This window comes from Eudoraea chungangensis (assembly GCF_029360665.1).
GTDB lineage: Bacteria > Bacteroidota > Bacteroidia > Flavobacteriales > Flavobacteriaceae > Eudoraea > Eudoraea chungangensis.
Genome location: NZ_JARDUB010000004.1, coordinates 1 through 13,508 on the forward strand (window position 1 = coordinate 1; position 13,508 = coordinate 13,508).

Consider the following 13,508-nt stretch of genomic DNA (forward strand, 5'->3'; position numbering starts at 1 on the left):
GCACCATCGCCCGTAGCAACATAGGTGTCCCGAAACTGAGAAGACCAGGTGATTAAACGACCATCAGGTAGGTTAGCAACCGCTACAGGAACTATTCCAAATCCTATGGGATCACTCCACGAACCTTCCACAGAGGCGTCCTGGGCCTTAAGGTTAAAGCCGCATGTAATTGCGAGAATAAGAAGTGTAAAGATGAATGAGTAATTTTTTATCATAGCAAAAATTTAAATCACAAATATCCGAAATGTCAACAAAGTTACATATTAAGATGGTGTTAAGATATTCTGTTGTCCTTTAATCGATTAAGCCTAGCAAAATATCGGTAAGAGGTTCTAAAAATCCCCCCTATTCCATTAAAAAAAGAACCGTTTTAGCTGATTTTAGCAATTGTAAAACTGACTATATAAACTTAGAGTCTCAGCCAGAAAGTAAAGATTCTAAATCCCCAAGGCTTTTTGGATAAAAAACAATAGGCCCTGACTAAATAATTTAATTAAACTTCCACCAGGCTTGGGTAGTTTTTCCGTAGCCATAACCGTATTTACCGCCATAACCCAAATTAGTAGATTTAACACCATTGACAATAAAAGATAGGCCTTTTAATTTACCTTCTTTTCGCAGTCGCACCGGGAACTCTAAAGCTTTTAATTCCGTAAAACCTGCCCGTGTGACATATAAAATTTGATCCGCAAATTCACTTATTAACAAGGTATCTGATACTACCATTAAAGGTGCCGTATCTACAATAACATAATCATAGTCTTCTGAAGCTTTATCCAATAACTCCTTCATCCTTTCACTCAACAACAACTCCGCTGGATTTGGAGGTATCTTACCAGAAAAAACAACATCTACCGTCTGTTCATGGGCTAGAATGGAAGTAATAATTTCACTTTCAGAAACTGCAGGGTTTACCAAGTAATCCGTAAGTCCTAAGTTTTCTTTATTTCTATAAGGTTTGCCCAATTTATCTACATGTTTTCCAGAATAAAACTGGTATATTTTTGGATTACGAATATCTGCTCCGATTAGAAGGACCTTCTTCTTAGTATTGGCAAAAATCATCGCCAAGTTAGATGCGACCAGTGTCTTTCCTTCTCCGGGAACACTAGAGGTTACAAATATTATATTTCCCTTATGACCCGAAACTTTCCCTTTTAATAGATAATCGAGGTTTGTTCTCAAAATTCTTAAGGCCTCGGATAAAACTGTTCGTTCACCACTCCTCACTAGGGTACTTTCATTTTTGCCTATTTTAGGTAATTCTGCCAAAACTGGTATGCTCCCAATATGCTTCTCAAGACCTACCTTATTATGTACTTTATTATCTAATAATTGATGAGCATAAATTGCAGAAAAAGGAAAAATAAACCCTAATAATAATGCAACTAGTAAAACAATAGATTTTTTAGGTGAAACTGGTAAATTATTTGCCGCATATGCTCTATCGATAACTTTAGATTTAGGAGAGGTAGAGGCAAATGCAATTTGAGATTCTTCTCTTTTTTGAAGTAAATACAGGTATAATGCCTCTGTTGTTTGTTGTTGTCGGGTAATATCTCTTAAGGCTCTTTCATTACCTGGAGCCGCATAGATACTAGCATTAATAGAAGATTGCTGGCGACTTAAATTATTAACCTGCAGGTTAAGATTGTTCGTCATACTGGCTAAACTAGACTGTAAATTCCTTCTTAATCCCTGTAATTGTTGATCTACATTAACAATAATTGGGTTCTTTTCATTGGAACTTTTTAATAGTCTATTTCGTTCTAAGACCAATTCATTATAACGGGCAGTAGTATTAGCAATTGAAGGATCATCCAAACCAACATTTGAAGGAAGTACTTCGTATTCTGATTGGTTATCCACAATATCCTTCATGGAAGCGGCTATATTTAATTGAATAGTCCTGTTCTGAAGTTCTTGTCTATTAGAAGCTCCAACATTTAAATCAATATTAGATTGCGAAGCCACATCGGTAATCCCGCGTCCTTCTTTGAAATCTTCAGCACTCTGATCAACCTGACTAAGATCTCCGTAAATATCGGTTATCCTGTCATTAATAAACTCCGTTGTACGGTCTGCTATAATTCTCTTGTCTTCTATGGCGTTTCCGTTATAAGTATCAATTAGTGTATTAATTATATCCAAAGATTTTTTAATTACTGGACCGTTAAGACTAATAATAACAATGTTAGAGTATTCTTCCGCGATTGAAATGAGGAGGTTCTTTTGAAAGAACTGAGCAACTAATGAAACTGGACTAATAGTAACTTTGAAATCTCTATCCAAATGCTTTATCATGTTGTCTTCATTTGGCAGTACTACAAATTCCCCGATCGGCGAAGTAATTGTATTTCCAAAACTGTATACCTTAATTGGGCTGTCTTTTTCGTCTGCATACGAAAAAGTCGTTTCCGACAGTACCTCGATAAAAAATTCGTCTGTGGAAAGGTATACTAAGGAATCTGGTATAAGAAAATTTATCTTAAATGGAGGATTTTCGTAAAGCTCTGTATTATGTATATTTCCTAGTGATAAGATCTTAACATTTAGCCCCAAATCCTTGACAACCTCCATTAAATTGGTTCTGGAATTAAGGATTTCTATTTCATCTTCAACTTTTGTATTCCCACCGCCTAATAGTTCTAAATCCCTAAAGGCAGTAAGTTCTGAAGTACTGGCCTGATCTTGAACAACCTGTATTTTGGCCTGCACGGCATATTTCGGGGTAGCATACCTAACATAGACGAATGCAAGAAATAATGTGCAAATAACAGATAGTACAAACCATCTCCAATGCTTCAAATAAGGCCGTATTAATTCCTTGTAATCCAGCTTGTTATGGCTAGAATGTATTGTGTTTTGATTCTCCATAAGTATAAAAAATGCTATTTCTTAAATAAAATTTTCGTTAACGACGTGTAATAATAAGAACAGCAGAAGTAACAAATAAAGAAAACAGTGTAACATAAATGGCGGTTTGAGGACCAATCTGTGTTGCGTTTCTTCCTGCTTTATTAGGTTCGGCGTATATCACATCATTTTGAGTTAAATAATATACCGGGGACTTTGCCAATTCCTTAGAGGTAAGGTCTATTCTCGTATATACTTTTGTGCCATCAAAGTCGCGAACTACCAAAACATTTGTTCTCTCGGCATATAAGGAAAGGTCACCGGCCAATCCCAAACCTTCCATAACAGTAATCCTCTCTCCTGAAACCGGGTAAGTTCCTGGCCTATTAACAGCACCTAAAACAGTTATAGTAAAATTTCTTAATCTTATATTAATAATTGGATCCTTTAAATAGTCAGACAACAAATCCCTAAGCAACACGCGGAGTTCATCAGGAGAAAGTCCTTCAACACTAACCTTTCCGATTACTGGAAAATCAATCATCCCATCCTGATCAATTAGATAATCCACTTGTTCCGGTCTAAACCCACCTTCAGACTGTCCTCTATAGAGATTAAAAGGTGCGCTGGCTTCAGGATCTAACGAAGACACATGAATAGAAATAACGTCGTCTACCTTAAATTTTGTAGACGAACGGTTGTTGTCTACAATGGTTTCGAAATCCCCTGTGTCCTGGAAGTAAACTACTTCTTCTCTCGTTGCACCACAAGAAGCTAACAGAATTGTTAGACTAAATAGTACTAACTTTTGTAAAATGGTTGCTTGTTTTTTTAAATACATAAGTAAATGGCTTTTGGCAAGTAAAATTTATGATTGAAATATTCTTTTGATCTCTTTGTCCTTTTTAGTAGGCATTACTTTCCCGCTTTTTGATTCTTCTTCATCTAGCTTACAGAAATCCGAATTGTTCGAAACATATTCCGGCACAATTTTTTTCATTAAGCCAACCGTATCTGCATTGAAAAACATATTAGAAACACATAATTCGTCAATTTTAGACCTTACATCTGCATAATCCAACTCTCGGACTTTACTAATCATAATTTTTTTATGATAAGTAGGCAGTGTATTTTCTCCACTAGCTAATAATTCTTCATAAAGCTTTTCTCCAGGTCTCAATCCAACTACTTTAATATCTATATCATGCGGATATCTTAGTCCGGATAGTTTGATCATGTTTTTAGCTAAATCAAAAATCTTCACCGATTTACCCATATCAAATATAAATATCTCCCCTCCTCTACCCATGGCACCAGCTTCTAGCACTAACTGAGACGCTTCTGGAATGGTCATAAAATATCTAGTAATATCTTTATGAGTCACTGTTAGGGGGCCTCCTTGATCTATTTGCTTCTTAAACAGTGGGATAACCGAACCATTAGACCCTAAAACATTCCCGAATCTTGTAGTAATGTAACGGGTTTTACTTTCTTGGTGTTTACAACTAATGTACATTTCAGCTATTCTTTTGGTAGCACCCATGACGTTAGTTGGGTTAACAGCTTTATCTGTAGATACGAAAACAAATTTTTCTACCTTATAGTTAGCGGCAAGATCTACCAATACCTTTGTTCCTGCAACGTTTATTTTTATGGCTTCATATGCGTTATATTCCATTAAAGGAACATGTTTATATGCGGCTGCGTGAAATACAATATTGGGTCTATACTCCTGGAAAAAAGAATTCATTCTATTTTTATCCCGAATATCTCCAACGATCGGAATAATATTATGTATTCCTTTTTGCTTTAATTCTTGTTGTAAGTCATAAAGTGCTGATTCGGCATGATCAATAATAAGAAGAGACTTATAATCATAGCTGGTTATTTGCCTAACAATTTCACTACCAATAGAACCGGCACCACCAGTAACCATTATCACTTTATCCTTTAATTCATTAGATATTTTGGAATTCTTTATTGAAATAGGTGCCCTATTTAACAAGTCCTCTATTTGTACTTGTTTTATCTGGGACACCTTTAGCTCTCCGTTGATCCAATTGTCTACCGGAGGAACAATTTTAACCTGTACCGGAAATTCTACAAGACTTTCTACTAACTCCTTTAAAAATCCGTTCCCCTCGTTATGAATGGCAACAATTATTTCTGATACATTTCTTTTATCAATTAGAAAAGCATTTAATTCATTACGTCCATAGACTCTTATTCCGTTAAGGTTCTTACCGACCTTTTTGGGATCATCATCGATATATCCAACAACATTTGTATAACTTGCTGTATGAGCCGTAAGAGCATTAAATGTAAGTAATCCAGCCTCTCCCGCTCCGTAAACCAATACATTTTTCGAAGCTTTAAATCCTCTTTTAAGGTTGTAATACATCGCCTTAAAAAGGTACCTAGAAGCAGTTAAGACTATAAAACTTATTAAACTATGTATTATTATAATCGACAAAGGAATCGTAAACCCATCCATAACACTTATCTGCCTATTTACAATAACCAAGAAAATGGTCACTATACTTGACAAGCAAATAGCATTAAAAATATTATAGACATCTCGAACCCCGGTATGCCGAACCACTCCTTTATAAGAACCAGTTAATAGAAAGGCTATACATGCAATTCCTGCAACTAGAGGTAGCTGAAGGAAAAGACGTTCGGTATCAAAGTTTAGGGTAAGATTAAACCGTATAAAATACGATAGAATAAAACTTATTGATATCAAGGTAATATCAATAGCCAAGACAAGCCATTTAGAGGCATATCTATGGGCATTGTTAACAAGGTAGTCTTTAATCATAACTTTACTTTTAGGATTAAGTTCACTATTCTGTGTAAGTCATCCTCACTCAGATTGGACCCGCTGGGCAAACAAAGTCCACGTTTAAAAAGATCTTCTGATACACCATTCGTATAAAATGGGTTATCCTTAAATATAGGTTGCAAATGCATAGGCTTCCAAAGTGGTCTTGTCTCAATATCCTCCTCTTCAAGGCTACGTCTTATTTTTTCTCGGGCTTCATAAGATGGAGTTAACATACAAGATAACCATCTATTGGAATACGAACCTTGCGGTTCATTTAAAAATTCAAAACTTGATGAAAGTTCCAAAGAATTTTCATAAAAGTTATAGTTAAACCTTCTGGCTTTAACTCTATCTTCCAAAACGGCCATCTGACCTCTTCCTATACCGGCAAGAACATTACTTAACCTATAATTATATCCAATTTTTGAATGTTCATAATGCGGTGCTTTATCTCTTGCCTGGGTGGCCAAATGAATGGCTTTATTTTTTATATTCTGGTCCTGACACACAAGTGCACCGCCACCAGAAGTTGTAATAATTTTATTTCCATTAAAAGACAATACTCCTAAAGTACCCAGCGTGCCACATTTACGGCCATTAAAAGTACTCCCCAAAGCTTCAGCACTATCTTCCACTATCGGAATATTATATTTTTGGGAAATTGTAGTAATCTCTCTGGCTTTATATGGCATACCATATAAATGTACTGCAACGATTGCTTTTGGTTTTTTACCAAGGGCCATACGTTCAATAATGGCCTCTTCTAATAAAACAGGATCAATGTTCCAGGTATCCTTTTCACTATCTATAAATACAGGAGTAGCTCCTAAGTATGTTATAGGATTAGCAGAAGCTGAAAATGTAAAACTTTGACACAACACTTCATCTCCATAACCAACCCCTAAAATCTCTAATGCCAAATGCAATGCTCCTGTACCTGAGCTCAAAGCTGCCACCTTAGAATCTTCTTCCAGATATTCTTCAAGGGCAATTTCGAACTGATTGACGTTAGGTCCTAAAGGAGCAACCCAATTGGTATCAAAGGCTTCTTTTACATATACCTGCTCAAGATTTCCCATGTGTGGGGAAGAAAGCCATATTTTGGTCTTGGTCATCAAGGATTTGTAATTTTTAATTAAATTAACCTTTGGCATGTCGTTCTCGAGACATGTTTGCTTTTTCAAAACTAATTTTTAGTCCATCTACAAGATACAACATATTCAGTTCTTTCTAAAAGCCTTGGAAAAGTAAAACTCCTATACTTTCCGGGTGTAAAAATAAGTATCCTTCATCATAGACCATAAAAAAGAATATCTTATTTCGTTAAAATGATCATATTGTCGGTTTTTAAGAATTACTATTGCGATTTACCCAATAAACATACTTAACAACCTCATTATTTTAAAAGTAGCACCATTCAAAACTCTTTTGAACTAACGTATAACATCTGGCACATCTAATATTTTGACTTTTGTGCCTTTCAACATCAAAATTGATGCGTTTAACAACAATATTAATTATGGTTCAATAATTATTTATAATATTTGCTCCTCATTTATCAAATCTCACTATGAAAAGTATAAAGAATATTTGTTGTATTGGTGCTGGTTATGTCGGTGGACCGACAATGTCTGTTATTGCCAAGCAATGTCCAGATATCAATGTTACCGTTGTTGATATTAATGAAGATCGAATCGCGAAATGGAATAGTTCTAATTTGGATGAACTTCCAGTTTACGAACCAGGTCTAAAAGAAATTGTGGCCGAAAGCAGGGGAAAGAATTTATTTTTTTCTACCGAAGTAGATAAGGCCATTGATAATTCCGAGATAATTTTTATTTCAGTAAATACACCGACTAAAACCTATGGAAAGGGCAAAGGCCAGGCTGCAGATTTAAAATATATCGAATTATGTGCTAGAAACATTGCCAAGGTTGCTAAGACTGATAAGATTGTAGTAGAAAAATCTACCCTGCCGGTAAGAACGGCGGAGGCCATTAAAAGTATATTAGACAACACTGGGAATGGGGTAAATTTTGAAATTTTATCCAATCCGGAATTTTTGGCAGAAGGTACAGCTATTGATGACCTCCTAAATGCAGATAGGGTCCTAATTGGCGGACAGGATACTCCTAGTGGTCAAGAAGCCAAAGATGCCTTAAGCTCCATTTATGAACACTGGTTACCTAAGGAGAGAATACTTCAGACAAATGTATGGTCTTCTGAGCTTTCCAAACTAGTAGCAAATGCCTTTCTAGCGCAAAGAGTGTCTTCGATAAACGCTATTTCCGCGCTCTGCGAAAAAACGGATGCGAATGTGCAAGAGGTTTCAAGAGCAATAGGGTATGATAGCAGGATTGGTTCAAAATTTTTAAGCTCTTCCGTAGGATTCGGTGGATCTTGTTTTCAAAAAGACATTTTAAACTTGGTTTATATTTCCAGAAGTTTTGGCTTAAACGAAGTTGCTGATTATTGGGAGCAAGTGATTATAATGAATGATTACCAAAAGAGACGTTTTGCAGAAAATATTATTACTACTCTATACAATACCGTAGCAGGGAAAAAAATAATTTTTTATGGCTGGGCGTTTAAAAAAGACACCAATGACACCAGAGAATCTGCTGCCATTTATGTTGCCGACGCCTTATTGGACGAAAAAGCAGAATTAGTTATCTATGATCCAAAAGTATCCGCAGAAACAATTTATGCGGATCTAGATTACCTTAACACAAGGTCCCCAGAAGAAAATCGGAAACTATTAAAAATTTGTTCGGATCCGATTGAAGCCTCTAAGGATGCACATGCTATAGCAATCCTAACAGAATGGGACGAGTTTAAAGCATACGATTGGTCTGAAATCTACAATTTAATGCTAAAACCCGCCTTTATTTTTGACGGTAGAAGACTTTTAGATAAAGATACTATGGATGCCATAGGATTTAAATATTATAAAATTGGTCAGTCATGAAGATTTTAGTTACCGGCGCGGCCGGTTTTATTGGATTTTACGTCTCTAAAAAGTTATTGGATCATGGTCATTCGGTAGTTGGTTTGGACAACATAAATGATTATTACGATGTTGGGCTTAAATTCGGGAGACTTACGGAACTCGGCATAGAAAGAAATAAAGCTGAGATTTTTAATGTTATTTCTCGCAGTAATAGTAATCCAAACTTTAGTTTCATTAGACTATCATTAGAAGACAGAGAAAATCTTCCACTTCTATTCAAAGAGGAGGGTTTTGAAGTAGTATGTAATTTGGCTGCTCAGGCAGGGGTACGTTATAGCCTTGAAAATCCTGAGGCATATGTAGATAGTAATATAGTAGGCTTTTTAAATATACTTGAGAATTGCAGAAACTTTAATATAAAACATTTGGTCTACGCCAGTAGTTCCAGTGTTTATGGTTTAAATAGCAAGGTACCTTTTGAAACCACAGATTCGGTCGACAATCCCATTAGTCTCTACGCTGCCTCTAAAAAAAGCAACGAACTAATGGCCCATACCTATAGTCATTTATATGGATTTGCTTCAACAGGATTGCGTTTCTTTACCGTGTACGGACCTTGGGGAAGACCAGACATGGCCATGTTTTTGTTTACAGATGCCATCCTTAAAGGCCAACCAATTAAGGTATTTAATCATGGGAATTTAGAACGTGATTTTACCTATATTGAAGATATTACGGAAGGGGTTGTTAGAATTATTGAGTTGCCTGTAAATGAAAGAAAGGATCCAAATACTTTGTACAAAATATATAATATAGGTAACAATAATTCTGTAAAATTAATGGATTTTATAAAAGCCATTGAAGAAACCTTATCTATTGAAGCTAAAAAAGAAATGCTCCCAATGCAGGCAGGTGATGTAACCAGAACATGGGCAAATGTAGATGCTTTAATAAAAGACTATAATTACCAACCAAATACCCCAATTAAAAAAGGAGTTGAAGAGTTTATTTCATGGTATAAGTCTTACTATTCCATCGAACATGGAAATTGAGAATATAGCATATTTACAAATAATTATATAAAAGATTCTTTCTAAAGTACAAACCTAAAAGAACTATCCAATGTCTGAAACAGAACAACGAGAAAAATTAAAGGTAATATATTGCATGGGTTCTGGAAGGTCCGGATCAACCCTTATGAGTATTATTTTAGGGAATCACCCAAAAATTTCTGGTCCTGGAGAAATATATACTATTCATAGGCTTAAAGAGGAGAATTTTAGTTGTTCTTGTGGTGAGCGTGTAGAAGAATGCACTTATTGGGCCAGTATACTGGAGGAATGGAAATCCAATGTGGGTATTGATTCATTTAACCAATATGTTTTTCAATCAAAAAATGTGGTTGAAAATTTTAAGTCCCCGATTGCCTGGCTTAATTTAATTTTGAATTATCCAAGTAAAAGAGCTCTTTATAAAAATTACCAAGATAATACTTATCACTATCTTTCATCAATAATCAATCATAGTAAAAAGCCAATATTAATCGATATTTCTAAAAATCCTTTGCGGGCTTTTGCGCTTTTAAAGCATCCCAATATTGACTTAAAGCTGATTCATTTAGTTAGAGACGGTAGGAGTTTAGCCTTTTCATTGAAGAACTCCAGAAGAGAAAACATTAGAAAGAGAAAAGTATCAAGAACTGCCCTATTTTGGTTAATAGCAAATAGACAATCTGATTTTGTCTTAAAGCGGGCGAAAAATGGCTTACGTATAAAATATGAGGATTTAGCTCTGCATACCGACAGAACTTTAGAGCGAATAGCAAAAGTTGCTGAAGTAGATCCGAAACATCTTTTGGATGTAATAAAAGGAAGTTTGGCTAATGACAAAAGCCATATTATGGAAGGGAATAGACTCAGAAATCAAAAATCTATTAAAATTAAATTGAATACGGATTGGGAGGAACAATTAGATTTTGAAAAGCAGAGAACATTTTATAGGATTGCAGGAAAAACATTAAGAAGATATGGTTACCAGCCTTTACCAAAGAATAAGGGTGTTTCTTAAAATAGATTTAAAGCCTAATCGATAGTTGTTTACTATTCAAATAAAAGAACCAAACTACAAAAATTTAGAAGGTATGAGTATAGATAATGTAATTTTAGAAACAGTAATTAGAGCTTCTGTACAGGCTGGGGTTTCAATACTCGAAGTATACAATGCCCCTTCTTATGTATCCCAATTAAAAGAAGATAATTCTCCTTTAACTGAGGCAGATAAAGCTGCAAGTTTAATTATAAATAAGCATCTCGAACCCACTGGGATACCAATTATAAATGAAGAAATAAAAAATAAACCCTATAATGAAAGGAAGTCATGGGCTAAATGCTGGATCGTTGATCCATTAGATGGAACCAAAGAATTTATAAAAAGAAATGGCGAATTTACAGTTAATATTGCGCTATTTAGCATAAACGAACCAAATATTGGAGTTATTTATGTCCCTGTAAGCAGAGAATTATACTATACAAATATAAAAGGTACGGCTGCATATAAAACTAAATTGGGGGAGAATCATAAATTAGACTTTGACAGTTTATTTCAATCAGAAGATGAAATTAAGCCTAGTATGACTAATACAAATTCAATAAGAGTAGTTGGTAGTAGATCTCATATGAATTCTGACACTGAACTATTTATTGAAGAGCTTAAGCATAAATATGAAGGAGTTGAAATAGTTTCGAAAGGAAGTTCTTTAAAGTTTTGCTTGGTTGCTGAAGGGAAAGCGGATGTATATCCTCGATTTGCACCTACCATGGAATGGGATACTGCAGCTGGACAGGCCATCTGTGAAGCCGTAGGTCTCCAAGTAATATCAAAAGAAACGGATAAACCCTTGAAATACAATAAAGAGAATCTATTAAATCCTTATTTTATAGTCAGACAATAGGCTAATGCGAAATATTTCACATAAAAGACATTTGGCTAAAACCATAACATGGCGCCTTGTAGGTAGTATCGATACTATTTTGCTGTCGTGGATTATTTCAGGCAACCCGCTTACTGGCTTAAAAATTGGATTTTCAGAAGTAGTAACCAAAATGGTTTTGTACTATTTTCATGAACGTATTTGGTTTAATATTGGAATTGCAGATAGTCGTAAAAGGCATGTTATAAAGACAATTACATGGAGGTTAATTGGGACTATTGATACTATTCTCTTGTCGTGGTTGATTTCTGGTAACGCTATGACAGGCCTGAAAATTGGAATGGCCGAAGTGATAACTAAAATGGTTCTATACTATCTTCATGAAAGAGCGTGGTACCGAATCAATTTTGGTTTACCCAAAAGAAATAATGCAGAAGAATGGAAAAAAATATAATAAAACACTCCTATAAAATAAATAGGAAGGCCAGAAATACGGCTTATGGACATAAGTCATTTTTAATCTTTTTTACAGGACTTTCTGGTTCCGGCAAATCCACTATTGCAAATATTCTAGAAGAATTGTTATTTCAAAATGATTATAAAACCTATGTTCTGGATGGGGATAATGTCCGAAGAGGCATAAATAGAGGATTGAGTTTTAGCCCGGAAGACAGGTCTGAAAATCTTAGACGAATAGGAGAAATTTCTAAACTATTTATTGATGCTGGCATAATTGTACTAGCCGCATTTGTTGCTCCTTACAAAAAGGATAGAGCCTTTATTGCCAAAACTGTTGGTACTAAAAATTATATAGAGATATTTGTAAACACAAGTTTAGAAGTTTGCGAAGCAAGAGATGTTAAAGGTCTATATAAAAAAGCAAGAAATGGAGAGATTGAAAATATGACCGGAATTTCAGCTCCATATGAGAATCCTGATAATGCAGATGTCATTGTCACAGAAAAAAATACTGCAGAAGAAGCGGCAGCATTGATATTTGATAAAATTAAAAACAAATTAACTCTTTAAAAAATGAGTAAGTATTTTTTGAATTATTTAGATGAATTAGAATCTGAAGCGATTTATGTTTTAAGAGAAGTATGGGCCCAATTCCAAAACCCTGTAATTCTTTTTTCAGGTGGTAAAGACTCTATTGTGGTAACACATCTAGCCAAAAAAGCATTCTATCCCAGTAAGATACCTTTTGCATTAATGCATGTAGATACGGGACATAATTTTCCAGAGACGATTAAGTTTAGAAATGATTTAGTGGCCGAACTCGATGTGAGACTAATCGTAGGTTTGGTACAAGATTCAATTGATCAAGGTAGGGTTGCTGAAGAACAAGGAAAACATGCAACGAGAAACGCGCTTCAAATCACTACCTTATTAGACACTATCGAGGCCAATAAAATAGACTGTGCCATTGGTGGTGGACGTAGAGATGAAGAAAAGGCTAGAGCAAAAGAACGTTTTTTCTCCCATAGAGATGATTTTGGGCAGTGGGATCCGAAAAATCAGAGACCTGAACTATGGAATATCTTTAATGGTAACCATTTCGAGGGAGAACATTTTAGGGTATTTCCAATTAGTAATTGGACCGAAATGGACGTTTGGAACTATATTAAAAGAGAACAAATAGAGATTCCATCTTTGTATATTGCCCATGAAAGAGAGGTAGTATGGCGTAATGATTCTTGGATCCCTAATTCCGAGTTTTTAACACTTCATGAAAACGAGACAATAGAGAAGAAAAAGATTAGATTTAGAACCTTGGGTGATATTACGATAACAGGAGGTATTGAGTCGGAGGCCGATACTTTAGAAAAAATCGTTCAGGAAGTTTCAGCAATGCGACAAACAGAGAGGGGTAATAGAACCGATGACAAAAGATCGGAAAATGCCATGGAAGACAGAAAAAAACAAGGTTATTTTTAAAATTGATA

12 protein-coding genes are annotated in these 13,508 nt (G+C 35.1%); 7 read left to right on the plus strand and 5 right to left on the minus strand.

What is annotated here, in order from left to right; genetic code table 11:
• The 5 genes from PXG98_RS10095 to PXG98_RS10115 form a co-directional block, all read right to left on the minus strand.
• The coding region (locus tag PXG98_RS10095; RefSeq protein WP_276390804.1) for a hypothetical protein at positions 1-215 on the minus strand (215 nt) is incomplete at its 3' end.
• 274 nt (positions 216-489) lie between these two features.
• Positions 490-2,877 (minus strand): GumC family protein, encoded by a 2,388-nt coding sequence (locus PXG98_RS10100; RefSeq protein ID WP_276390805.1) that lies wholly within the window; start codon positions 2,875-2,877, stop codon positions 490-492.
• A gap of 37 nt (positions 2,878-2,914) precedes the next feature.
• Complete coding sequence (locus PXG98_RS10105; RefSeq protein WP_276390808.1) at positions 2,915-3,697, minus strand: polysaccharide biosynthesis/export family protein; 783 nt, start codon at positions 3,695-3,697, stop codon at positions 2,915-2,917.
• Between the two features lie 27 nt (positions 3,698-3,724).
• Complete coding sequence (locus PXG98_RS10110) at positions 3,725-5,677, minus strand: polysaccharide biosynthesis protein (RefSeq protein ID WP_276390809.1); 1,953 nt, start codon at positions 5,675-5,677, stop codon at positions 3,725-3,727.
• A complete protein-coding gene (locus PXG98_RS10115) occupies positions 5,674-6,798 on the minus strand; it encodes an aminotransferase class I/II-fold pyridoxal phosphate-dependent enzyme (protein ID WP_276391543.1) in 1,125 nt (374 codons plus the stop codon). The genes PXG98_RS10110 and PXG98_RS10115 overlap by 4 nt, the downstream gene beginning before the upstream one ends.
• Before the next feature lie 455 nt (positions 6,799-7,253).
• Between PXG98_RS10115 and PXG98_RS10120 the strand changes: the two genes are divergently transcribed.
• The 7 genes from PXG98_RS10120 to cysD all read left to right on the plus strand — a co-directional run bounded on the left by PXG98_RS10120 (position 7,254) and on the right by cysD (position 13,500).
• A complete protein-coding gene (locus tag PXG98_RS10120) occupies positions 7,254-8,651 on the plus strand; it encodes a nucleotide sugar dehydrogenase (protein ID WP_276390810.1) in 1,398 nt (465 codons plus the stop codon).
• Complete coding sequence (locus PXG98_RS10125) at positions 8,648-9,685, plus strand: NAD-dependent epimerase (protein ID WP_276390812.1); 1,038 nt, start codon at positions 8,648-8,650, stop codon at positions 9,683-9,685. The genes PXG98_RS10120 and PXG98_RS10125 overlap by 4 nt, the downstream gene beginning before the upstream one ends.
• Before the next feature lie 70 nt (positions 9,686-9,755).
• Positions 9,756-10,700: a sulfotransferase gene (locus PXG98_RS10130; protein ID WP_276390814.1), complete on the plus strand. Its 945-nt coding sequence runs from the start codon at positions 9,756-9,758 to the stop codon at positions 10,698-10,700.
• A 73-nt stretch (positions 10,701-10,773) separates the two neighbouring features.
• Positions 10,774-11,583 carry a 3'(2'),5'-bisphosphate nucleotidase CysQ gene (gene cysQ / locus PXG98_RS10135; RefSeq protein ID WP_276390816.1) on the plus strand — a complete coding sequence of 270 codons (810 nt, stop codon included), beginning with the start codon at positions 10,774-10,776 and terminating at the stop codon, positions 11,581-11,583.
• Positions 11,584-11,587: 4 nt separating this feature from the next.
• Positions 11,588-12,016, plus strand: coding sequence for a DUF2061 domain-containing protein (locus tag PXG98_RS10140; RefSeq protein WP_276390817.1), 429 nt, complete (start codon positions 11,588-11,590; stop codon positions 12,014-12,016).
• Entirely contained in the window at positions 12,001-12,591 is a 591-nt protein-coding gene (gene cysC, locus PXG98_RS10145) for an adenylyl-sulfate kinase (protein ID WP_276390819.1), read from the plus strand. The genes PXG98_RS10140 and cysC overlap by 16 nt, the downstream gene beginning before the upstream one ends.
• Before the next feature lie 3 nt (positions 12,592-12,594).
• On the plus strand, positions 12,595-13,500 hold the full coding sequence (gene cysD / locus PXG98_RS10150; RefSeq protein ID WP_276390821.1) for a sulfate adenylyltransferase subunit CysD: 906 nt from the start codon (positions 12,595-12,597) through the stop codon (positions 13,498-13,500).
• Positions 13,501-13,508: the final 8 nt, after the last annotated feature.